Annotated in this window: 19 protein-coding genes and 2 pseudogenes; 12 read left to right on the top strand and 9 right to left on the bottom strand. The window is 69.1% G+C overall.

What is annotated here, in order from left to right:
• Window positions 1-267: 267 nt before the first annotated feature.
• The gene (gene prn / locus BN118_RS12780) at window positions 268-2,991 is read left to right on the top strand and encodes a pertactin autotransporter (protein ID WP_014905915.1); all 2,724 of its coding nucleotides are present in this window, start codon (window positions 268-270) and stop codon (window positions 2,989-2,991) included.
• Between the two features lie 66 nt (window positions 2,992-3,057).
• On the opposite strand, the gene cysG is transcribed toward prn, so the two are convergent.
• Window positions 3,058-4,479, bottom strand: a complete 1,422-nt coding sequence (gene cysG, locus BN118_RS12775; protein WP_014905914.1) for a siroheme synthase CysG — start codon at window positions 4,477-4,479, stop codon at window positions 3,058-3,060.
• 263 nt (window positions 4,480-4,742) lie between these two features.
• On the opposite strand from cysG, the gene BN118_RS12770 reads away from it, so the two are divergent.
• The 4 genes from BN118_RS12770 to BN118_RS12755 all read left to right on the top strand — a co-directional run bounded on the left by BN118_RS12770 (window position 4,743) and on the right by BN118_RS12755 (window position 6,676).
• Window positions 4,743-5,459, top strand: a complete 717-nt coding sequence (locus BN118_RS12770) for a hypothetical protein (protein WP_003809431.1) — start codon at window positions 4,743-4,745, stop codon at window positions 5,457-5,459.
• 84 nt (window positions 5,460-5,543) lie between these two features.
• A complete protein-coding gene (locus BN118_RS12765) occupies window positions 5,544-5,861 on the top strand; it encodes an ElaB/YgaM/YqjD family protein (protein ID WP_003809432.1) in 318 nt (105 codons plus the stop codon).
• Window positions 5,862-5,901: 40 nt separating this feature from the next.
• Entirely contained in the window at window positions 5,902-6,315 is a 414-nt protein-coding gene (locus tag BN118_RS12760) for a phage holin family protein (RefSeq protein ID WP_003819794.1), read from the top strand.
• A 1-nt stretch (window position 6,316) separates the two neighbouring features.
• Window positions 6,317-6,676: a hypothetical protein gene (locus BN118_RS12755; protein ID WP_010930161.1), complete on the top strand. Its 360-nt coding sequence runs from the start codon at window positions 6,317-6,319 to the stop codon at window positions 6,674-6,676.
• A 42-nt stretch (window positions 6,677-6,718) separates the two neighbouring features.
• Here the strand turns inward: BN118_RS12755 and ubiD are convergent, their stop codons facing one another.
• Entirely contained in the window at window positions 6,719-8,263 is a 1,545-nt protein-coding gene (ubiD, locus tag BN118_RS12750) for a 4-hydroxy-3-polyprenylbenzoate decarboxylase (RefSeq protein ID WP_023853525.1), read from the bottom strand.
• Between the two features lie 83 nt (window positions 8,264-8,346).
• Here ubiD and BN118_RS12745 point away from each other — a divergent pair, with 83 nt between their 5' ends.
• Complete coding sequence (locus BN118_RS12745) at window positions 8,347-9,177, top strand: lytic transglycosylase domain-containing protein (protein ID WP_010930163.1); 831 nt, start codon at window positions 8,347-8,349, stop codon at window positions 9,175-9,177.
• 34 nt (window positions 9,178-9,211) lie between these two features.
• On the opposite strand, the gene BN118_RS12740 is transcribed toward BN118_RS12745, so the two are convergent.
• Window positions 9,212-10,366, bottom strand: coding sequence for a pyridoxal phosphate-dependent aminotransferase (locus BN118_RS12740; protein ID WP_014905913.1), 1,155 nt, complete (start codon window positions 10,364-10,366; stop codon window positions 9,212-9,214).
• 42 nt (window positions 10,367-10,408) lie between these two features.
• Between BN118_RS12740 and BN118_RS12735 the strand changes: the two genes are divergently transcribed.
• The 4 genes and pseudogenes from BN118_RS12735 (at window position 10,409) to BN118_RS12720 (ending at window position 15,343) form a co-directional block, all read left to right on the top strand.
• On the top strand, window positions 10,409-11,281 hold the full coding sequence (locus tag BN118_RS12735; RefSeq protein ID WP_010930165.1) for a hypothetical protein: 873 nt from the start codon (window positions 10,409-10,411) through the stop codon (window positions 11,279-11,281).
• Between the two features lie 116 nt (window positions 11,282-11,397).
• Window positions 11,398-13,686, top strand: a complete 2,289-nt coding sequence (locus BN118_RS12730; protein WP_014905912.1) for an NADP-dependent malic enzyme — start codon at window positions 11,398-11,400, stop codon at window positions 13,684-13,686.
• Between the two features lie 49 nt (window positions 13,687-13,735).
• Window positions 13,736-14,882, top strand: a pseudogene (locus BN118_RS12725) (patatin-like phospholipase family protein).
• On the top strand, window positions 14,879-15,343 hold the full coding sequence (locus BN118_RS12720; protein WP_003809441.1) for a barstar family protein: 465 nt from the start codon (window positions 14,879-14,881) through the stop codon (window positions 15,341-15,343). The pseudogene BN118_RS12725 and the gene BN118_RS12720 overlap by 4 nt, the downstream one beginning before the upstream one ends.
• 26 nt (window positions 15,344-15,369) lie before the next feature.
• Here BN118_RS12720 and BN118_RS12715 read toward each other — a convergent pair whose 3' ends face one another.
• The 4 genes and pseudogenes from BN118_RS12715 to BN118_RS12700 all read right to left on the bottom strand — a co-directional run bounded on the left by BN118_RS12715 (window position 15,370) and on the right by BN118_RS12700 (window position 18,802).
• Window positions 15,370-16,320 carry an IS481-like element IS481 family transposase gene (locus BN118_RS12715; protein WP_005013747.1) on the bottom strand — a complete coding sequence of 317 codons (951 nt, stop codon included), beginning with the start codon at window positions 16,318-16,320 and terminating at the stop codon, window positions 15,370-15,372.
• A gap of 96 nt (window positions 16,321-16,416) precedes the next feature.
• Window positions 16,417-17,463 (bottom strand): annotated as a pseudogene (locus BN118_RS12710) (FUSC family protein); the annotation flags it as partial.
• Window positions 17,460-17,933, bottom strand: coding sequence for a MarR family winged helix-turn-helix transcriptional regulator (locus tag BN118_RS12705; RefSeq protein WP_010931065.1), 474 nt, complete (start codon window positions 17,931-17,933; stop codon window positions 17,460-17,462). The gene BN118_RS12705 and the pseudogene BN118_RS12710, both read right to left, overlap by 4 nt.
• 248 nt (window positions 17,934-18,181) lie before the next feature.
• Window positions 18,182-18,802 (bottom strand): helix-turn-helix domain-containing protein, encoded by a 621-nt coding sequence (locus tag BN118_RS12700; RefSeq protein WP_010931064.1) that lies wholly within the window; start codon window positions 18,800-18,802, stop codon window positions 18,182-18,184.
• A 135-nt stretch (window positions 18,803-18,937) separates the two neighbouring features.
• Between BN118_RS12700 and BN118_RS12695 the strand changes: the two genes are divergently transcribed.
• Together BN118_RS12695 and BN118_RS12690 are read left to right on the top strand one after the other, a co-directional pair.
• Window positions 18,938-19,738, top strand: a complete 801-nt coding sequence (locus BN118_RS12695; protein ID WP_010931063.1) for an aldolase — start codon at window positions 18,938-18,940, stop codon at window positions 19,736-19,738.
• A 54-nt stretch (window positions 19,739-19,792) separates the two neighbouring features.
• A complete protein-coding gene (locus BN118_RS12690) occupies window positions 19,793-20,884 on the top strand; it encodes a TRAP transporter substrate-binding protein (RefSeq protein WP_003810897.1) in 1,092 nt (363 codons plus the stop codon).
• A gap of 21 nt (window positions 20,885-20,905) precedes the next feature.
• Here the strand turns inward: BN118_RS12690 and queD are convergent, their stop codons facing one another.
• Window positions 20,906-21,349 (bottom strand): 6-carboxytetrahydropterin synthase QueD, encoded by a 444-nt coding sequence (queD, locus tag BN118_RS12685; RefSeq protein WP_010931062.1) that lies wholly within the window; start codon window positions 21,347-21,349, stop codon window positions 20,906-20,908.
• Window positions 21,350-21,377: 28 nt separating this feature from the next.
• On the bottom strand, window positions 21,378-22,010 hold the full coding sequence (queE, locus tag BN118_RS12680; protein WP_010931061.1) for a 7-carboxy-7-deazaguanine synthase: 633 nt from the start codon (window positions 22,008-22,010) through the stop codon (window positions 21,378-21,380).
• Window positions 22,011-22,115 lie beyond the last annotated feature (105 nt).

Raw genomic sequence — 22,115 nt, 5'->3', positions numbered from 1 at the left:
GGACCGGCGCGTGTTTCGCGCACGACTCTAAAAACCTACATCTATATCGGAATTCTTACTTTATTTTGTGCGCGTTTGATTGCTTACGGCACGCATCTCGGACAGGAGAATTTTCCTCCTGCCATCGATGATACGTCGCTGTAACACGACAAATACCGTGCGTTGCAGCGGTTCTGGATGGCGTTATTCGTACTTTTGCTGCGCCCATTCTTCCCTGTTCCATCGCGGTGCGGGCATGGCGGGCGTCTGCTCTCCACCTGGCATCCAATGAACATGTCTCTGTCACGCATTGTCAAGGCGGCGCCCCTGCGCCGCACCACGCTGGCCATGGCGCTGGGCGCGCTGGGCGCCGCCCCGGCGGCGCATGCCGACTGGAACAACCAGTCCATCGTCAAGACCGGTGAGCGCCAGCATGGCATCCATATCCAGGGCTCCGACCCGGGCGGCGTACGGACCGCCAGCGGAACCACCATCAAGGTAAGCGGCCGTCAGGCCCAGGGCATCCTGCTAGAAAATCCCGCGGCCGAGCTGCAGTTCCGGAACGGCAGTGTCACGTCGTCGGGACAGTTGTTCGACGATGGCATCCGGCGCTTTCTGGGCACCGTCACCGTCAAGGCCGGCAAGCTGGTCGCCGATCACGCCACGCTGGCCAACGTCGGCGACACCTGGGACGACGACGGCATCGCGCTCTATGTGGCCGGCGAACAGGCCCAGGCCAGCATCGCCGACAGCACCCTGCAGGGCGCTGGCGGCGTGCAGATCGAGCGCGGCGCCAATGTCACGGTCCAACGCAGCGCCATCGTCGACGGGGGCTTGCATATCGGCGCCCTGCAGTCATTGCAGCCGGAAGACCTTCCGCCCAGCCGGGTGGTGCTGCGCGACACCAACGTGACCGCCGTGCCCGCCAGCGGCGCGCCCGCGGCGGTGTCTGTGTTGGGGGCCAGTGAGCTTACGCTCGACGGCGGGCACATCACCGGCGGGCGGGCAGCGGGGGTGGCGGCCATGCAAGGGGCGGTCGTGCATCTGCAGCGCGCGACGATACGGCGCGGGGACGCGCCTGCCGGCGGTGGGGTTCCCGGCGGTGCGGTTCCCGGCGGTGCGGTTCCCGGCGGCTTCGGTCCCGGCGGCTTCGGTCCCGTCCTCGACGGCTGGTATGGCGTGGACGTATCGGGCTCCAGCGTGGAGCTCGCCCAGTCGATCGTCGAGGCGCCGGAGCTGGGCGCCGCAATCCGGGTGGGCCGCGGCGCCAGGGTGACGGTGTCGGGCGGCAGCTTGTTCGCACCGCACGGCAATGTCATCGAGACCGGCGGCGCGCGTCGCTTTGCGCCTCAAGCCGCGCCCCTGTCGATCACCTTGCAGGCCGGCGCGCATGCCCAGGGGAAAGCGCTGCTGTACCGGGTCCTGCCGGAGCCCGTGAAGCTGACGCTGACCGGGGGCGCCGATGCGCAGGGCGACATCGTCGCGACGGAGCTGCCCTCTATTCCCGGCACGTCGATCGGGCCGCTCGACGTGGCGCTGGCCAGCCAGGCCCGATGGACGGGCGCTACCCGCGCGGTCGACTCGCTGTCCATCGACAACGCCACCTGGGTCATGACGGACAACTCGAACGTCGGTGCGCTACGGCTGGCCAGCGACGGCAGCGTCGATTTCCAGCAGCCGGCCGAAGCTGGGCGGTTCAAGGTCCTGACGGTCAATACGCTGGCGGGTTCGGGGCTGTTCCGCATGAATGTCTTCGCGGACCTGGGGCTGAGCGACAAGCTGGTCGTCATGCAGGACGCCAGCGGCCAGCACAGGCTGTGGGTCCGCAACAGCGGCAGCGAGCCGGCCAGCGCCAACACCCTGCTGCTGGTGCAGACGCCACGAGGCAGCGCGGCGACCTTTACCCTTGCCAACAAGGACGGCAAGGTCGATATCGGTACCTATCGCTATCGATTGGCCGCCAACGGCAATGGGCAGTGGAGCCTGGTGGGCGCGAAGGCGCCGCCGGCGCCCAAGCCCGCGCCGCAGCCGGGTCCCCAGCCGCCGCAGCCGCAGCCGGAAGCGCCGGCGCCGCAACCGCCGGCGGGCAGGGAGTTGTCCGCCGCCGCCAACGCGGCGGTCAACACGGGTGGGGTGGGCCTGGCCAGCACGCTCTGGTACGCCGAAAGCAATGCGTTGTCCAAGCGCCTGGGCGAGTTGCGCCTGAATCCGGACGCCGGCGGCGCCTGGGGCCGCGGCTTCGCGCAACGCCAGCAGCTGGACAACCGCGCCGGGCGGCGCTTCGACCAGAAGGTGGCCGGCTTCGAGCTGGGCGCCGACCACGCGGTGGCGGTGGCCGGCGGACGCTGGCACCTGGGCGGGCTGGCCGGCTATACGCGCGGCGACCGCGGCTTCACCGGCGACGGCGGCGGCCACACCGACAGCGTGCATGTCGGGGGCTATGCCACATATATCGCCGACAGCGGTTTCTACCTGGACGCGACGCTGCGCGCCAGCCGCCTGGAGAATGACTTCAAGGTGGCGGGCAGCGACGGGTACGCGGTCAAGGGCAAGTACCGCACCCATGGGGTGGGCGCCTCGCTCGAGGCGGGCCGGCGCTTTACCCATGCCGACGGCTGGTTCCTCGAGCCGCAGGCCGAGCTGGCGGTATTCCGGGCCGGCGGCGGTGCGTACCGCGCGGCCAACGGCCTGCGGGTGCGCGACGAAGGCGGCAGCTCGGTGCTGGGTCGCCTGGGCCTGGAGGTCGGCAAGCGCATCGAACTGGCAGGCGGCAGGCAGGTGCAGCCATACATCAAGGCCAGCGTGCTGCAGGAGTTCGACGGCGCGGGTACGGTACGCACCAACGGCATCGCGCACCGCACCGAACTGCGCGGCACGCGCGCCGAACTGGGCCTGGGCATGGCCGCCGCGCTGGGCCGCGGCCACAGCCTGTATGCCTCGTACGAGTACTCCAAGGGCCCGAAGCTGGCCATGCCGTGGACCTTCCACGCGGGCTACCGGTACAGCTGGTAAAGCGAGGAGGGTCTATCCCCCGCGGAGGAGGTTTTCCTGGAGCTTGGCCGGTGCCAGTCTCCAGGCTCAGGCGGCCAGGGCCTGCGGGCCGGGCAGGCCGCGCTGGTGCTGGCCGAACCATTGCAGGGTGTCGGCCAGGGCGGCGACTTCGCCGATGACCAGCAGCGCCGGGGGGCGCACGCCGCGCCGGCGCGCGATCTCGGGCAGGTCGGCCAGCGTGCCGGTGACGACGCGTTGTTCGGGCCGGCTGCCGTTTTCGATCAGGGCGAACGGGGTGGCCGGCGCGCGGCCGTGTTCGAGCAGGCGCGCGGTGACGTAATCGAGCTGGCCCACGCCCATGTAGAACGCCAGGGTCTGCTGGTCGCGGGCCAGGCCGGCCCAGTCCAGGGTGTCCTGGTCGGCGCGGCAGTGGGCGGTGACCATGCGCACCGACTGCGCATGGTCGCGATGCGTCAGGGGCATGCCGGCATAGGCGGCGCAGGCCAGCGCCGCGGTGATGCCGGGCACGACCTCGTACGGCACGCCGTGCGCGCGCAGGTATTCCAGTTCTTCGCCGCCGCGTCCGAAGATGAAGGCATCGCCGCCTTTCAGGCGCACCACGCGCCGGCCGGCGCGCGCCTGGGCCAGCATGAGGGCGTGGATGCGCGCCTGGGTGGCGTCGTGGTCTTTGCCGGGCAGCTTGCCCACGGGCACGCGTTCAGCGTCGCGGCGCGCCAGCGCCAGCACGCCCTCGCTGACCAGGCGGTCGTACAGGATGATGTCGGCTTCATTGAGTGCGCGCAGCGCCTTGAGCGTCAGCAGGCCGGGGTCGCCCGGGCCCGCGCCCACCAGCACGACGCTGCCCCGGGGGGCGGCCTGCGGCGCGCGCAGCGCCTGTTCCAGTTCCTGTTCGGCCAGCCCGGGCTGTTGCTGGCGCAGGCGCGCCGCGACCGGGCCGTCGAGCAGCCAGTCGTAGAAACGCCGCCGCTGGCCGAGGTCGGGGCGGGCGGCGCGGATGCGCGGCCGATAGCGCGCCGCCAGGGCTGCCAGCTGGCCGAGCGAATGGTCGAACAGCGACTCGATGCGCTCGCGCAGGCGCCGCGCCAGCACGGGCGCCACGCCCGAGGAGGAGATGGCCACGATCAGCGGCGACCGGTCGACGACGGACGGCACCTGGAAGGACGACAGTTCGGCATCGTCGACCACGTTGCAGAATACCCGGCGCGCCCGCGCGGCCTCGCTGACCGCCGCGTTGACGGCGCGGTCGTCGGTGGCGGCCACCACCAGCCAGGCGCCGGCCAGCCAGGCGGGTTCGAAGCCGCCGTCCAGGCGGGCGATGCCGCCCTGCTCGGCCAGGGCGGCGAGCGCCGGATCCAGGCGCGGCGCGCCCACGACGACCTCGGCGCCGGCTTGCAGCAGGGCCTGTGTCTTGCGGACGGCGACGGCGCCGCCGCCCACCACCAGTACGCGCCGCCCCGTCAGGTCGGCGAAAATCGGGAACAGCGTCATGGAAATCAGCCACGCGGGAAGGCCCGCGAATGTCAGCCGATCATAGGGACCGGGGTTCATCCCCACAACTTTCGATTTCTTGAATCCATATAGCCATTAATCATTTGGACGCCTGCCGCCCCTGGCGCGGCCGGCCCGGAACCCTGGGCGGACGGGCGGGTCAGAACTGTCTGCCGGGCGGCGCCGGCCGGCGCAACCGGTGTAGTATCAGCCAGCGCGGCCCGCGTCCCGGGCCGCCGAACCGAGCGTTTCAGGAGCGGCCCATGATGGTGCGATTTTTTGTTTCAATTGGTGTGCTGGCGTGGGCCGGCGCGGCGCAGGCGGGCGTGTGCGACGCCAAGTTCATGCATGACGGCGGCCAGGTGCAGTTGACCGGCAGCGGCAACATCGGCCTGGGCGCCGACCTGGGCTTCACCGAGGTTTCCAAGACCAATGGCGACAACTGTCGCGCGCGCGTGCAGGGCATGGCCACCTTCAGCTATGCCGGCCTGCCGCCGGGCAAGTCGCGGCTGGATTACCTGATGACCGTCAAGAACGGCCAGGCCACGTTCGTGAAGTACGCCGAGGCGGGCGAGCAGCCCCGCTCCGAGGGGCAGTTCGACCTGCGCATGCTGGGCCTGTTCGCCTACGACAAGATCAGCGGCGAAGGGCAGCGCCTGCCCGGGGCCAGCTACCGGCTCAGGATCGGCAAGGAGGCGCCGGTGGGCGGCCAGCCGACCACCGTGGTGCGCATCGGCGAAAAGACGGTCGGCGCCCGCCAGGACCTGAGCACGGCGCTGGGCCGCCATGCCTGCTGGCCGATCACCTATCCGCGCAGCAGCGAGCCCACCATGGCCACCTTCAAGGGCCTGACCTTGCCGATTCCCGGCATGGACACCACGGTGACCGATTGGTACTGCCCCAGCGTCAACCTGGTGATGCGCCAGGACATCGACCAGGCCGGAATCAAGTCATCCGTTGAGATTACGCAATTGAAGTAGCACCCCGTAGCACGCGGGGGTGCGTGGCGCGGGGCGCGGCTGGTATGATGAACGCGTCATCGACACATCGACAAGGAGCTGATAATGGCCGCGAGAAGATCCGACGAAGCAACGAAAGAGAAACTCATCGACAGCGTCAAGACCAGCCTCAATGATGCCGAGACCTTGCTGCGCGAAGCCGCCAGCACCACGGGCGACAAGGCGACCGAATTGCGCGAGCGCGCGCTGGCATCGGTGCGCCGCACCCGCGAGGCGCTGTACGACGCGCAGGACGCGGTGCTCGAACGCGGCCGCCGAGCGGCCCGCGCCACCGACGATTACGTGCACGACAATCCCTGGCAGGCCATCAGCATCGCAGGCGTGACCGGCCTGCTGCTCGGCCTGCTGATCAGCCGCCGCTGATCACGGCGGGGCGGGCCGCGCGTCCGCCCCGGCATGCACAATGGGTTTGCGTAGATCGGTATTCGGCGTGGCCGCCAGTCTGGTCGGACTGACGCGTACACGCCTCGAACTACTGGCGCTGGAAGCCGCCGGCGAAAAGATCCGCCTGATCAAACTGCTGGGCATGGCCTTCGGCGCGCTGTTGTTCCTGACGCTGGCGGTCCTGGTATTCACCATCACGATCGCGGTGGCCTTCTGGCCTACCGAGTCGCGCTACGCCGCGCTGGGCTGGCTGGCGGGCGGCTATGGCGTGATCGGGCTGGTGCTGTTCTTCCTGGTCCGGCGCGACCTGGTCGACGGTCCCGTGCCGTTCGCCGCCACGCTCGAGGAGCTCGGCCGCGATACGGACATGCTGGAACGGGTGCGCGATGCGCAACGCGCCAGCGACGGGCAGCGCAACGCGGAGGACGACTGACATGGCCCGCCACTCGGCTTCGGTAGACCGCATGGTGCGGCTTGAATTGCTGCGCGCGCGCGCCGCGCTCGAGCGCGAGGCGCTGGCGCAGGGTATCGTCGAGGCGGGGCGCACGCTGACGCCAAGCAACATGGTCAAGTCCATCTGGCCCAGCCTGGGCAAGGCCAATACCTCGCGGCTGTTCTGGCAGGCGTTCGCGCTGGTACGGCGCTATCCCTTCGTCAGCTCGACGCTGTCGGCCATGGTGATGGGGCGCGGCGCCCGGCGCTCGCGCCTGCTCAAGCTGGCCGGCGTGGCGCTGGTGGGCTGGCAGGCATACCGGATCTGGCAGTCCGCGCGCGAGGAGCGCCAGGCCGACTGAGCCAGGCCGGCAGGCGGGCGGCCGGCGCCGCCCGCGGCATGGCTACAGTCCCAGCGTGTCCCACATGGCATCCACCCGGCGCTTGACCGCTTCGTCCATGTGTATGGGCGTGCCCCATTCGCGGCTGGTTTCGCCCGGCCACTTGTTGGTGGCGTCCAGCCCCATCTTGCCGCCCAGGCCGGACACCGGCGAGGCGAAATCCAGGTAATCGATAGGCGCGTTCTCGACCAGCACCGTGTCGCGCACGGGGTCCATGCGCGTGGTCATGGCCCAGACCACTTCGGTCCAGTCGCGCGGGTCGATGTCTTCGTCGACCACCACGATGAACTTGGTGTACATGAACTGCCGCAGCACGCTCCACAAGCCGAACATCACGCGCTTGGCGTGGCCGGCGTACTGCTTGCGGATCGACACCACCGCCAGGCGGTAGCTGCAGCCTTCCGGGGGCAGGTAGAAATCGACGATCTCGGGCAGCTGGCGGCGCAGCAGCGGCACGAATACCTCGTTCAGCGCCACGCCCAGCACGGCCGGCTCGTCGGGCGGCTTGCCGGTATAGGTGGAGTGGTAGATGGGGTTGCGCCGCATGGTGATGCGGTCCACCGTGAACACCGGGAACCAGTCCTGCTCGTTGTAGTAGCCGGTATGGTCGCCATAGGGGCCTTCGAGCGCCATTTCGTAGCCGGTGGCCGGGGGCGGGTTGGCGCCCTCGGGCACCACGGCAGCGACGGCGCGCGGATCGTCGGCCGGCAGCAGGTGGCCCTCGAGCACGATCTCGGCCGAGGCCGGCACCGACAGGTCGCTGCCCAGCGCCTTGACGACCTCGGTGCGCGAGCCGCGCAGCAGCCCGGCGAACTGGTATTCGGACAGCGTGTCCGGCACCGGCGTGACCGCGCCCAGGATGGTGGCCGGGTCGGCGCCCAGCGCCACGGTGATGGGAAACGGCTTGCCCGGGTGGGCCTGGGCGTGGTCGCGGAAGTCCAGCGCGCCGCCCCGGTGCGACAGCCAGCGCATGATCAGCTTGTTCGGCCCCAGCGGCTGCTGGCGGTAGATGCCCAGGTTCTGCCGCCGGGCGTTCGGCCCGCGCGTGATCACCAGGCCCCAGGCGAGCAGGGGCGCCACGTCGCCCGGCCAGCAGGTCTGGATGGGCAGGCGGCTCAGCTCGACGTCGGCGCCTTCCCAGACGATTTCCTGGCAGGCGGCGCTGCGCACGGTCTTGGGGCTCATGTCCCACAGGGCGGCTTTCAGCATGGACACCTTGGCCAGCGCGTCGCGCAGGCCCTTGGGCGCTTCGGGCTCGCGCAGGGAGGCCAGCAGTTCGCCGGTTTCGCGCAGGGCGCCGACGTCGTCGGCCCCCATGCCCCAGGCGACCCGCCGCGGCGTGCCGAACAGGTTGGCCAGCACCGGCATGTCGGCCGGCGCGTCGTTGTGGCGGGCGTTCTCGAACAGCAGGGCCGGGCCGCCGGCGCGCAGCACCCGGTCGGCAATCTCGGTCATTTCCAGCCGCGTCGAGACCGGCGCGGTGATGCGTTTGAGTTCGCCCTGGCGTTCGAGCTGGGCAAGAAAATCTCGGAGGTCGCGGTACTTCAAGGCAGATCCCGGCAAAATAGTTACATTCTTGAGGCAAAACAGAGGTTAACATCTGCCTCCTCTCATTCCACGCAGGAGGTCCCATGCCCGATGCGTCAGTGGCCGGCCTGTTCCGACAGCTGGCCCAAGGAGTGCACCACCATCTCGCCGAATGGCTGCGCATCAGCTCCGTCTATCTGGGCATCGCGGTCATCGTGACAGTGAGCATGGGATTTGCCTTGCCCGGTCTGCGCGACCAGGCGCTGCAGGTGCACAAAGCCTTGTTGACCGCCCTGGCACCTACGTCCATGCCATCCGCCGAACTGGAACCCGGAGCCGAAGCCGGCGCCGATGCGTCCTCGGCCGTGGTCATGGCGATACCGAGCGCACCCGCCAGCAATGCGACCGGATTCCTCGGCCCGTTGCGCAGCGATACGCCGCCGGCGCCGCCGAACCGTCCGTCCGCCGCCTCGAGCGCGCAGGTGGAGGCATTGCGCAACTATATCTCGCGCAAGTACAAGGTGGCCTATGACGCGACCGCGGTGCTGGTCAATACCGTCTACAAGGTCGGCCGCGAGAAACAGCTCGATCCGCTGCTGTTGCTGGCCGTGATCGCCATCGAGTCGCGCTACAACCCGTTTGCCGAAAGCCCGGTGGGCGCGCAAGGGCTGATGCAGGTGATGACCCGGGTGCACCAGGACAAGTTCGACGCCATTGCCCACGTGGGCAAGGGCAACCCGCTCGATCCGGTGGCCAACATCCATGTCGGCTCCACGATCCTGAAGGATTGCATCAACCGCCGTGGGTCGTTCAATGGCGGCCTGGCCTGCTATGTGGGGGCCACCGGCCCCGACGATGGCGGCTATGGCGCCAAGGTGCTGGCGGAGCGGCGCCGCCTGGCGCTGGCTTCGGGCATCGCGCTGGCGCGCGATTGACGCCGGGCCGGCGCCAGCCGGCCCGCGCCGCCGCCTACAGCAGCTTCTCGATGCGGGCCACGGCTTCCTGCAGGCGGTCCAGCCCGGTGGCGTACGAGAAGCGCATGGTGCGTTCGCCGTGGGCGGGGCCGAAATCCAGCCCCGGCACCGCGGCCACGCCGCCCTCGTGCAGCAGGCGATGCGAGAACGCCATGCTGGTCGTGCCCAGCGCCGCGATGTCCGCATAGATGTAGAACGCGCCGTCCGGGCGCACCGGCACCGGGATGCCCAGGCGCTCGAACTCCGGCAGCAGGTAGTCGCGCCGCTGCTTGAAGGCCTCGCGGCGGTGCTCGAATATCTTCAGCGCGTCGGGCGTGAAGCAGGCCAGCGCGGCATGCTGGGCCAGCGTGGGCGCGCAGATCGCCAGGCTGGCGGCCATTTTCTCGACCTTGGCCGCCATGCTTTCGGGCACGATCATCCAGCCCAGGCGCCAGCCGGTCATGTGGAAGTACTTCGAGAAGCTGTTGATGACGATGATGTTGTCGTTCAGCAGCAGCGCCGAACGCGGTTGCGATTCGTACGACAGCCCCAGGTAGATTTCGTCCACGATGCTGAAGCCCTGGCGTTCGCGCACGGCGGCCAGCAGCTCGGCCAGTTCGTCGTGGGCGATCGAGGTGCCGGTGGGATTGCTGGGCGAGGCGATCAGCACGCCCTGGGTGGCGTCGTTCCAGTGGTCGCGCACGTCCTGCGCCGAGAGCTGGAAGCGCTTGGCGGCGGTGCTGGGAATCAGGCGCGGCTGCCCGCCGGCGGCCAGCACGAAGTTGCTGTTGGCCGGGTACGAGGGGTCGGGCATCAGGACTTGCGCGCCCGGGTTGACCAGCGCGGCGCAGGCCAGCGCCAGCGCGCCCGAGGCGCCGGCGGTGACGATGATGCGGGCCGGGTCCACGCGCGCGCCGAACTCGCTTTCGTAGAATGCGGCAATGGCTTCGCGCAGGGCGGACAGGCCGGCCGGCGCGCTGTAGCCGTTCAGGCCGGCGCGCGTGGCGCGCTCCAGCGCTTCCACCACCTGGGGAGGCGCGGTAAAGTCCGGTTCTCCGATTCCCAGGCTGATGATGTCGCGCCCGGCCGCTTGCAGGGCCTGCGCTTCCTTGAAAAGCTCCACAACCTGGAATGTCAGAAAATCGTTGGTACGAGTGGCTAAGCGCGGCATGGTGAATCGAATGGGTTATGTAGCGAAAGGGGGATTGTAGTCATGCAGCCATCGCGACGCGCTTTCCTGCTCGGACGCCGCCCGCGGCAGTCGTCCTGGGCGGCGTTCTGCGAGCGGCTCTCGCTGGCGGTGGCGGCGCCGCTGCGCGACCTGGACCCGGCCGGGGGCGCGGCATTGTTGCGGGCGCGCTCGGACGCCGAGGTGCGCCGCGCGCGCGCGCTGTGCCAGGAGTATGGGGTGAGCCTCGGCCTGCCCGGCGCCCGGCCAGCCGGACGGCCGGTATTGCAGATCGATCCGCGCGGCCTGCGCGCGCTGGCGCCCGAAGGCGGCGCCTGGCGTGCCGGTCCCGGCTGCCTGGCGGGAGAGCTGGCCGCCGCCGGCCTGGGCCAGTTCGCCGAGGTCGCGCCGACGTGCACGCTGGCCGACTGGCTGGCTGATTCGCATGGTTGGCCCACCGGCGAGACCGGCGTCAGCGGCGTGCTGGAGGCCAGCGTGCTGCTGGCCGACGGCACCGCCGAGGTGCTGGGCCCCTTTGGCGCGGCCGATGTGCGGCCGCTGCGCTCGGCCACGGTGCAGCGCCTGGTGCCGGCCCTGTTCCAGCTGGCCGGCGGGCAGGATGCCGCGGCCTGCCTGGCCCAGCCTGCCTGGCCGGCGCGCTATCGCCTCGACGCGCTGCAGCCGCGCGAACCGGCAGGCGTCAATCTGGCGCATCTGTTGCTCGGGCATGACAGCGCGCTGGCCTGGGTGGAAAGCGTGCTGCTGGCGCCGGCGGCGGCGCCGCCGCCGGCCGCGTCCGGCAGCGCGCCGGCCGAGGCCGCGCGCCTGGATGCGCGCGTGCGCGCGCTGTTCGATCCGGATGGCGTGCTGGCGGCGCGCGCCGGGTCCGGCGCGGTCGGCGCAAAGGGGCGGGAGTAAGATAGCGCCACTGCGCCTTGCGCAGCCGGCCAGCCCGTGCAGGCGCGGGTAGCATCTTTCCGGCGTGCGCTGCCGCATCGTTCACTTTCGCAGCTCCAACCTACGTCATCGCCATCATGGACGCCAACTTTCGCAAGGCCGCGCTGGAATATCACGAGCATGGCCGCCCCGGCAAGATTTCGGTCACCCCCACCAAACAGCTGAGCAATCAGCGCGACCTCAGCCTGGCCTACTCGCCGGGCGTGGCCGCCGCCTGCGAGGAGATCGTCGACGATCCGGTGAATGTGTTCCGCTACACCGGGCGGGGCAACCTGGTGGGCGTGATCACCAACGGCACGGCGGTGCTGGGGCTGGGCAACATCGGCGCGCTGGCCTCCAAGCCGGTGATGGAAGGCAAGGCGGTGCTGTTCAAGAAGTTCGCCGGGCTGGACGTGTTCGACATCGAGATCAACGAGACCGACCCGGACAAGCTGGTGGAGATCATCGCCGGGCTGGAAGCCACCTTCGGCGGCATCAACCTGGAAGACATCAAGGCGCCGGAGTGCTTCACGGTCGAGCGCAAGCTGCGCGAGCGCATGAAGATCCCGGTGTTCCACGACGACCAGCACGGCACCGCCATCACGGTGTGCGCGGCCTTCATCAACGGCCTGGAAGTGGTGGGCAAGGATATTGCGCAGGTCAAGGTGGTGACCTCGGGCGCCGGCGCCGCCGCCCTGGCCTGCCTGGATTTGCTGGTGGACCTGGGCCTGCCCATCGAGCATGTGTGGGTCACCGACATCGAAGGCGCCGTCTACCAGGGCCGCACCGCCCTGATGGACCCGGACAAGGCGCGCTATGCGCAGCCGACCGAGGCCCGCACCCTGGCCGAGGTGATCGAGGGCGCGGACGTGTTCCTGGGCCTGTCGGCCGGCAATGTGCTCAAGCTCGAGATGGTGGCCGCCATGGCGGCCAACCCGCTGATCCTGGCGCTGGCCAACCCCAACCCCGAGATCCTGCCCGAGGCGGCGCACGCGGTGCGCGACGACATCGTCATGGCCACCGGCCGTTCGGATTACCCGAACCAGGTCAACAACGTGCTGTGCTTTCCGTACATCTTCCGCGGCGCGCTGGACGTGGGCGCGACCACGATCACGCGCGAGATGGAAAAGGCGGCGGTCCTGGCCATCGCCAGCCTGGCGCGCGAAGAACAGAACGAGGTCGTGGCCGCGGCCTACGGCACCTATGACATTTCGTTTGGCCGCGACTACCTGATTCCCAAGCCGTTCGATCCGCGCCTGATCGTGCGCATCGCGCCGGCGGTGGCCAAGGCGGCCATGGAGGGCGGCGTGGCCACGCGTCCCATCGCCGACCTGGACGCCTACGCCGAGCAGCTGCAGCAGTTCGTCTACCACTCCGGCGCCTTCATGAAGCCGCTGTTCTCGCAGGCCAAGCAGATCGTGCGCGACGGCGGACGGGCCCGCATCGTGTTCACCGAGGGCGAGGACGAGCGCGTGCTGCGCGCCGTGCAGGTCATCGTCGACGAGAAAGTCGCCAAGCCCATCCTGGTGGGCCGCCCCCAGGTGCTGCTGTCGCGCATCGAGAAATTCGGCCTGCGCCTGCGCCTGGGCCAGGACGTCGAGGTCTGCAACCCGGAATACGACGAGCGCTTCCACCAGTACTGGACCACCTACTGGGACATGATGTGCCGCAACGGCATCACCAAGGAGATGGCGCGCGTGGAAATGCGCCGCCGCCTGACCCTGATCGGCGCCATGATGGTGCACCTGGGCGACGCCGACGGCATGATCTGCGGCGCGGTCAGCGGCTTCCACGACCACCTGCGCTTCATCGACCAGGTCATCGGCAGAAAGCCCGGCGCCACCACCTACGCGGCGATGAACATCCTGCTGCTGGACGAGCGCACCGTGGCCCTGGTGGACACGCACGTCAATGAAGACCCCAGCGCCGAGCAGATCGCCGAGTACACCGTGGCGGCCGCCGAGGAAATGCAGCGCCTGGGCCTGGCGCCCAAGGTGGCGCTGCTGTCGCGCTCGAACTTCGGCTCGGGCAGCTCGGCCTCTGGCGCCAAGATGCGCCGCGCGCTGGAACTGGTACGCGAGCGCGCGCCCGAGCTGGAGATCGACGGCGAGATGCACGGCGACTGCGCGTTGGACGAGGCGCTGCGCCTGCGCATCCTGCCGTCGTCCACGCTCAAGGGGGAGGCCAACCTGCTGGTGTGCCCCAACGTGGACTCCGGCAACATCGCCTACAACCTGCTCAAGACGACCGCCGGCGGCAACGTCGCGGTGGGGCCGTTCCTGCTGGGCGCCAACGCGGCGGTGCATATCCTGACGTCGAGCTCGACGGTGCGCCGCATCGTCAACATGGCCGCCATGGCCGTGGTCAATGCCGACGCGGTCCGCTGAGCGCGGCGCGGGCAGGGCGGGGGACGCCCGCCCGCTGACCGGCCTGGTCATGACGGGCGGCGGCGCGCGCGCCGCCTACCAGGTGGGCGCGCTCAGCGCCATCATCGCGATCCTCGACCCGAAGGCGCGGCCGGGCTATCCCAACCCGTTCCCCATCATCTGCGGCACCTCGGCCGGGGCGGTCAATGCGGCGGCGCTGGCCTGCCGCGCCGACCGGCCCCACCTGGCGGTGCGCCGCATGCGGCGGCTGTGGGCCTCGCTGGAGACCGGCATGGTGTACCGGGCCGACGCGCCCGGGCTGATCCGCACCGGCGTGCGCTGGCTGGGCCTGCTGTCGCTGGGATGGGTACGCCGGCCTGACGCGCAAGCGGCCCCAGTCGCTGCTCGACAGATCTGCTGGGCCGGGTGATGGATTTCGACCGCATGCGGCACAACCTGGCGCGCGGGAAGCTGTCGGCGCTGGCCATCACCGCCTCCGGGTATACCAGCGGCGAGCACCTGACCTTCTACCAGTCGGACCGGCCGATCGACCCCTGGCACCGGTTCCTGCGCCGCGCCGTGCCGTCGGCCATCGGGATCGATCACATCATGGCCTCGTCGGCCATCCCGTTCGTGTTTCCGGCGCGGCCGGTGCGCGTGCACGGGCAGGTCGAATGGTGCGGCGACGGGTCGATGCGGCAGCTGGCGCCCATCAGCCCGGCCATCCACCTGGGGGCCACCCGGGTGCTGGTGATCGGCACGGGCTTCCATGACGACACCCACCCGGAAAAGCGCGAGGAGGACCCGCCGCACCCGTCGCTGGCCCAGGTCGGCGGCCACGCGCTGTCGAGCATCTTCCTCGACGGCCTGTCGATGGACGTCGAGCGCCTGGAGCGCACCAATTTCCTGCTCAGCCGCGGCGGCCAGGGGCCGAGCCGGAGTTCGCCCTGCGGCGGGTGGACGTGCTGGCCCTGACGCCCAGCCAGTTGCTCGACCAGCTGGCGCTGGAGCACCTGGACGACATGCCGTCGGAAGCCCGTACCCTTTTCCGCGTTCTCGGTGTATCGTCCGACCCGAGCCGGTCAAACGGTGGCGCGCTGATGTCATATCTCCTGTTCGAGCATACGTACACGCAACGATTGATCGAACTGGGTTATGCCGATACGATGCGGCGTATTGACGACGTGGTGAAGTTTTTCGGGGAGGCCGGGGCATGACGCGTAACGGTCAGACGACTTTGCAGCGCCAACTGCGCCGCGGCGGCGCTTTGGATCACGACGGGCTGGACAAGCAGGCCGTGGTCGACGCCACGCGCGAACTGGGCATGTCGTTGCTGGTTGCCGATTGCGACCGCGCGCGCAGCCGTTCGGCGGTATTGCGCGCGATCGCCAAGGCGGTGGATTTTCCCGAGTATTTCGGCGGCAATCTCGACGCCCTGTACGACTGTCTGTGCGACACCGTGCTGGACCACAAGACCGGCATCGTCCTGTGGCTGTACCGCCTGCATTCGGGCGATCCGGCATTGCACGAAGACAGCAATCTCATCGATGGCGTATGCGCCGATACGGCCGAGTTCGCACGCGAGAACGGCCGGGTGTTCGCCTATGTCATCGAGCACGCCGGGCGGCACCCCGACCCCGAGCCGGGCGTGGCCGCGGCCCCCTACGGCGAGGCCTGAGGCCGGCGGGCGCCAGGGCGCCCCGGCTAGGTGTGAACTGTCAATAGGTTGTATTCGTCCAGGTTGAGTCTGGAGATGGGTACAGCGCGCCCGATGCCTTGGTGGGGTCGATGCCAGTTGTAGTGGTGTAGCCAGGATTTCATGGCATCGGCTCGGTGTTGGGAGTTCTGGTAGGTGTGAGCGTAAGCCCACTCACGCAAGGCCGACTGGATGAAGCGTTCGGCCTTGCCATTGGTCTGTGGGCGGTAAGGTCGGGTAAAGCGGTGCTTGATGCCCAGCTCATGGCACAGCGCGGCGAAGGCGCGGCTGCGAAAGGCCGAGCCATTGTCGGTGAGCAAGCGCTGGATGGTCACGCCCAGGCGCTGGTAGTAGGCCACTGCGTCCTTGAGGAACTGGACGGCGCTGGGGAAGCGCTCGTCGGGGTGGATGTCGGTGAAGGCCACGCGGGCGTGGTCATCGATGGCCACGAAGACGAAGTCCCAGCCGGCCCCCTCAACGGTATCGCGTCGGTTGCCCGTGACCCGGTGGCCAGGGCGCTGGATACGTCCCAGCTTCTTGATGTCGATGTGCAGCAGATCGCCGGGGGCCTGATGCTCGTAGCGCACCACCGGCTCGGCCGGCTCCAGGTCGGCCAGGTGCGACAGACCGGCGCGGGCCAGGACGCGGCTGACGGTGCTGGCTGACACGCCCAGCGCCTGGGCGATGCGCGCTTGGGTCAGCCGCTTGCGGCGCAGCTCCACGATAGCCAGCGCCTTGGCCGGCGCAATCGCTCGGGGCGAGACCGTCGGGCGCGAGGACGCATCGGCCAAGCCCGCCTGGCCCTGAGCCAGGAAGCGGCCCAGCCATTTGCGCACAGTCGGCGCGGTGACCCCATAGGCGCGGGCCGCTTCAGGCACACAAACTTGATGGGCGATCAATTGCTGGACCATTTCGAGTCGACGTAGGAAGGTCAATCGGGCATGCTTATGGGTGTTCATCCGGCCGGGCTCCTTGAGTGAACTGGGGGGTCGGCGATTTCCAGTTTCTCAAATCCGGTTCGGATGAACCATGCATACAACCTATTGAATCTTCACAGTTAGGCGGCGGGTGCGGCCGGTCGGCGCGCCGCCCAGGCCGGCGTGGATATCCTGGCGCAGCACCAGGCAGGCGTCGTAGCTGTCGACCAGTTCGCGCAAGCGCGCGACCAGGCTGGCCAGCAGCGCGTCGTGCCAGCCGGACTGCCGGTCGATCGCGGGCGCCAGGCGCGTCAGCGCGGCGCGCAGCTGCACCGCTTGCTCGCGCGTGGCGTGGGCACTGTCGTCCATCCAGGCCGAGATGTCGGCCAGCACCCTGGCCGCCGGCGGCGGCAGCGCGCGGCCCTGCGCCTGCAGGGCTTGCAGGCGGTCTTCGACGGCCGAGACCGCCGGCGTCAGCGCGGTGATGTGCTCCTGCATGGCGCGCAAGGCGTTGGCGGTCCAGCGGATGTTGCCGGTGTCGAACGGCACGTGGGTCGACAGCAGGCGCAGCTGGGTGATGTCGTTGGCCAGCGCGCGGCGGTCCCTGGCGTGCTGCGCGGCGCCGCGCTGGTTGAGTACATCCTGGATCCAGCTGCGCGCGTCGCGCACGGTGGCGTCCAGGCGGCCCATCATGGCGCGGCCGATGCCGCGCGGCAGCACCACGCTGTGGACCAGCGTGGCGCAGATGATGCCCAGGCTGATTTCCTCGACGCGCGCCAGCGCGGTGTCGAACACCAGCGCCGGGTCGGTCACGCTGGGAAAGCCGATCATGGCGGCGGTATAGCCGGCCAGCATGAAGAGATACGAGCGCGGCGTGCGGTCGAGCACGGCGATGTACAGGCACAGGCCGACCCACAGCACCATGGCCAGCGTCATCAGCACGGGGTAGTTGGCCAGGCGCGGCACGGTATAGATCGTCATGGCCGAGCCGAAGAAAGTACCGCCCAGGCGGTACACCGCCTTGGAGCGCACGGCGCCGGACCACGGCTGCGCAACGACATAGGCCGTGGTCATGGCCCAGAACGGACGCGGCAGCCCGATGGAGTACGCCAGGTAGAGCGCCAGCATGGCGCCCAGGTAGCACTTGATCGAGAACACCGCCTCATCGGCGGTAGGCAGCTTCATGGGCGGTAGTCCTCCCGCGCGGCGGCCGACTCCCGTCCCAGCGCCGACTTGAGCGAATCGAACACGCGCAGGCAGGTCTCCAGGTCGGAGTCGGCGATGCCCTGGAAAAGCTGGCGGCGCAGTTGCACCAGCACGTTCTCGACCTGTTCGCGCAGGGACTGCCCGGCGGGGGTGAGATGCAGGGTGCGGGCGCGGCGGTCCTGCGGGTCTTCGCGGCGCTCGATCAGGCCGGCGGCGACCAGCTGATCCAGCACGCGCACCAGCGACGGGCCTTCGACGCCCAGCGCCTCGGCCAGCGCGCCCTGGCGCACGCCATCGCCCAGCCGGCCGGTCAGGATGACCGGCCAGGCGGTGGCCTGGGACAGGCCGAAGTCGGCCAGGGCCTTGTCGGCTGCGCTGCGATAAGCGCGCGAAAGCACCATCAGGTTGGCGGTCATGGCCATGAGGCGGTTGTCGGTGGCGGTTTTCATGATCTAGATTGTATCCTATTTAATAGTATCCTATTAATTAGTTTGTATGGATAATTGGCGGGCATTGTGCCGGGCGGGACAATCCGAGGCGTGGCGGGGACGGGCGCGGGTGTGCCTGTCCCCGCTGGGACAGGCACACTGCCGTACGCCATCGACGCTTGACGGGGTGCCTGTCCCAACGGGGACAGGCACCCTTGCCGCTGCGGGGACAGGCGCCCGTGCATGCGGATGCACGCCGGGCAGGGGGATCAGCCGCTGGCGATGACGACCAGGGCGCGCGCCAGCTTGCGGCCTTCGGCGCTCAGGCTGTGCGGCAGGTAGCCGGGAAAGCGCACGCTGTCGTCGCGCTCGAGCAGCACCGTGTGCCCGCCGAAATGCACCCGGATGCGCCCGTCGAGCACGAAGATCAGTTCGTCGCCGCCGTGGTGGGCCTCGGTGTGCGCGCCGTGCGTGCCGACCTCGACCACCATGACCGACAGGCCGCTGTGCGAGCTGCCCAGGGTGATGGCTTCATAGATGTGTTCGCCCGGCCCGGGGGCGGTCGTCATGCGGTGCCGGTCGGCGGCGCGCACGATCTGGATCTCGGTCTGCGGATCGGCTTCGCCCAGCAGGGCCGACAGGCTGCTGCCCAGCGCGCCGGCCACGGTATGCAGGGTGCCGACCGAGGCTGACTTCTCGCCGCGCTCCAGGCGCGACAGAAAACCCTTGTCCAGCCCGCACTGCGCCGACAGCCAGGCCAGGGTGCGTTTCTGCCGCTTGCGCAAGGCCCGGATGCGCAGGCCGATCTGTTCGGGGCTGGGCGCGGGAACGGGCGGCGATTTGGCGGTCATGGGCGGTGGCGGGGAATGCGTCAGCACGCATGATGCCATTTTTGGGCGCGGCCCGCCGTCTTGCGGGTTTTCCCTCGTTGAGTGTTTGGGCAATTATTTGTATGTTGGGCAACAAGTTGCCTATAAGGCAATAACAAGGCAATAAATTGCTCTCGCTTGGCGAGGCGGAACCGAATGGAAAGCATGATGTCGTCTTCTTACACAGTGCAGGACAAGGATGTATTGCGCGCGCGCGTCGACCGCGAAATCGAGTCGCGCGTGAGCGAGCCGCAATGGACGCGCGCCCAGAAAATGGCGCTGGCCTGCCGCATGCTGGCCGAGCAGGGCCACTGGCATGGCGGGCTGGCCGGCCAGATCACGGAGCGCGGCGACGAGCCGGGCACGTACTGGACGCTGCCGTTCGGCGTGGGCGCCGACGAGGCGCGCGCCAGCGAACTGATCCTGATCGACGAGGACCTCAATCCGCTCGACGGCAAATCGCTGCCCAATCCCGCCAATCGCTTCCACATCTGGATTTACCGGCACCGGCCCAACGTGCAGTGCATCGTCCATACCCATCCGCCGGCCGTCTCGGCGCTGTCGATGGTGGGCGAGCCGCTGGTGGTGGCGCATATGGACGCCACGCCGTTCTACAACGATTGCGCCTATCTGCCGCAATGGCCGGGCCTGCCCATCGGCGACAACGAGGGCGAGGTGATTTCGGCCGCGCTGGGCGAGAAGCGCGCCATCCTGCTGGCCAACCATGGCCTGTTGACCGCCGGCAGTTCGATCGAGGAATCCGCCGTCATGGCGCTGTGGATGGAGCAGGCGGCGATGCTGCAATTGCGCGCGCGCGCCATCGGGCCGGTCAAGGCGGTGCCGGGCGAACTGGCGCAGGAATCGCACGACTTCCTGGTCAAGCCCAAGATCCAGTCGCTGACCTTTGCCTATTTCGCGCGGCGCGTGCTGCGGGCCGCGCCCGACTGCCTGGATTGACGCGCGCCGCCGCCAGTTTTTCAGCCATAGACCAAAGAAAGAGGGATCATCATCATGCAGCGACGTCGTTTTCTGACCGCCGCGGCCGCCGGCGCGGGTAGCGCAGTGCTGGCCGCGCCCGCGGTGGCGCAAGAGGCGCCCACCATACGCTGGCGCATGCCCAGCAGCTTTCCGCGCTCGCTCGACACGGTATGGGGCGCGGCCGAGGCCATTACCGCCCGCGTCAGCGAGCTGACCGACGGGAAGTTCGCCATCCGGGCCTTTCCGGCCGGCGAAATCGTGCCGCCCCTGCAGGTGCTGGACGCGGTCCAGAACGGCACCACCGAGTGCGGCCATACCGCCGGTTTCTACTACATGGGCAAGGAGCCCGCGCTGGTGTTCGATACCGGCGTGCCTTTCGGCCTGACGCCGCGCCAGCACAGCGCATGGGTGCTGCAAGGCGGCGGCCAGGCGCTGATCGACGAGCTGTACGCGGGCTTCAACGCCATCGCGATTCCCTGCGGCAACACGGGCGCGCAAATGGGCGGCTGGTTCCGCAAGCAGATGCGCACGCCGGACGATTTCAAGGGCCTGCGCATCCGTACGCCCGGCTTGCTGAGCATGGTGTACCAGAAGCTGGGCGCGATTCCGCAGCAGATCGCCGGCAGCGACATTTATCCCGCGCTCGAGAAGGGTTCGCTGGACGCCGTCGAATTCGTCGGTCCGTACGACGACGAGAAGCTGGGCTTCGCCAAGGTGGCGCAGTACTACTATGGCCCAGGCGTCATGGAGCTGGGCGCCAACCTGTGCCTGAACGTCAACCGCGAGAGCTGGCAGTCCTTGCCCCCGCGCTACCAGGTGGCGCTGCGGGCGGCCTGCGCCATGGCCGGCGAAGAGCTGCTGGCCAAGTACGACGCCCACAACATCCCGGCGCTCAAGCGCCTGGTGGGGCAGGGCGCCAAGCTGCAATCGTGGTCGCCCGAGATCATGGCGGCCATGCAGAAGGCCACGCGCGAGGTGCTGGAAGAGTACGCCGGCAAGAATCCGCGCTTTGCCAAGGTGCTGGAGTCGTGGCGCGCCTTCCGCGCCGACCAGCTGCTGTGGGCCAGCGTCAACGACGGCGCCGCCGAGCGCTACCTGCTGGCCACGCGCGAGAACGGCCTGTAGGCGGCCGCGCGCCGGGGGCCGTCAGCTGCCGCAGTCGGCCCAGCAGTTCGGCGTTTCGTACAGGCGCACCCGGGTCAGGCGCAGGTCCGCGCCATAGTGCCCGTGGTAGTGGGGCGCCAGCGTCGCGAAAATGATGCTGGCCAGGTTCTCGGCCGTGGGAATGCGGTCGAGCACCACCGTCTTGTGGTCCGGCAGCGTATCGAGAAAGCCGCGCACGGCATGGTCGCCCTCGTAGACCAGGAAGGCGTGGTCCCAGACGTCGACGATATGCGCCCTGGCGATGCGCTTGATCTCGGAAAAATCCATCAGCATGCCATTGTCGGAGGCGCCGGGCGCCTGCACGACGTCGCCGCTGAGCGTGACCTCCAGCACGTACCGGTGCCCGTGCAGGTTGCGGCACTGGCTGTTGTGGTCGGGGATGCGGTGGCCTGCGTCGAATTCGAGTCGGCGGGTGACGGAAATCATCGCGCATCTCCCGCGATGGGACGGACAGTCATGGAATACCTATGTATTTATGGGTTTGCAGGCTCAGGCGCCATTGCGGGTGGTCGAGGCAGTACTGCACGGCCTGGGTGGTGTGGGCCGCGCGCGCGGGGCCGTCCATGGGCTGCAGGAAGAAGTGCTCGAACGCCAGGTGGGCGAACGCCTCGGGGCGCGCGTCGGCCTGCGGAAACACCAGCTTGAGCTCGTGGCCGCGCTCGACGACCACCGGCGCCCGGCCCTTGGGGCTGACGCAGATCCAGTCGATGCCAGGCGGCGGCGGCAAGGTGCCGTTGGTTTCGATGGCCACCGTGAAACCCTGCGCGTGCACGGCCTGCAGCAGGGCTTCGTCCAGCTGCAGCAGCGGCTCGCCGCCGGTGAAGACGACGTAGCGGTCGGCGGGGTGCTCGCCCCAGCATGCCGCGATGGCGTCGGCCAGGCCGGCCGCGTCGGCGAATTTGCCGCCGCCCTGGCCATCGGTGCCGACGAAATCGGTATCGCAGAAGGTACAGGCGGCGCCGGCGCGGTCGCTTTCGCGCCCGGTCCAGAGATTGCAGCCCGCGAAGCGGCAGAAAACCGCGGCGCGGCCGGCCTGCGCGCCTTCGCCTTGCAGGGTCTTGAAGAGTTCTTTGACGGAGTAAGCCATGATGCTGGTCCGGCGTTGCCAGGGCCAGGAGATGTGAATCGACCCACTATTTTACCGGGCGGCGGCCCGGGCGTTTGCCGCCTTCGGCAGCAGGCGTAGACTGGC

Origin of the sequence: Bordetella pertussis 18323 (assembly GCF_000306945.1) — a bacterium.
GTDB classification, from domain to species: Bacteria; Pseudomonadota; Gammaproteobacteria; order Burkholderiales; family Burkholderiaceae_B; genus Bordetella; species Bordetella pertussis.
The sequence above is the reverse complement of the archived record's forward strand: the minus strand, read 5'-3'. Positions and strand labels throughout refer to the sequence as shown.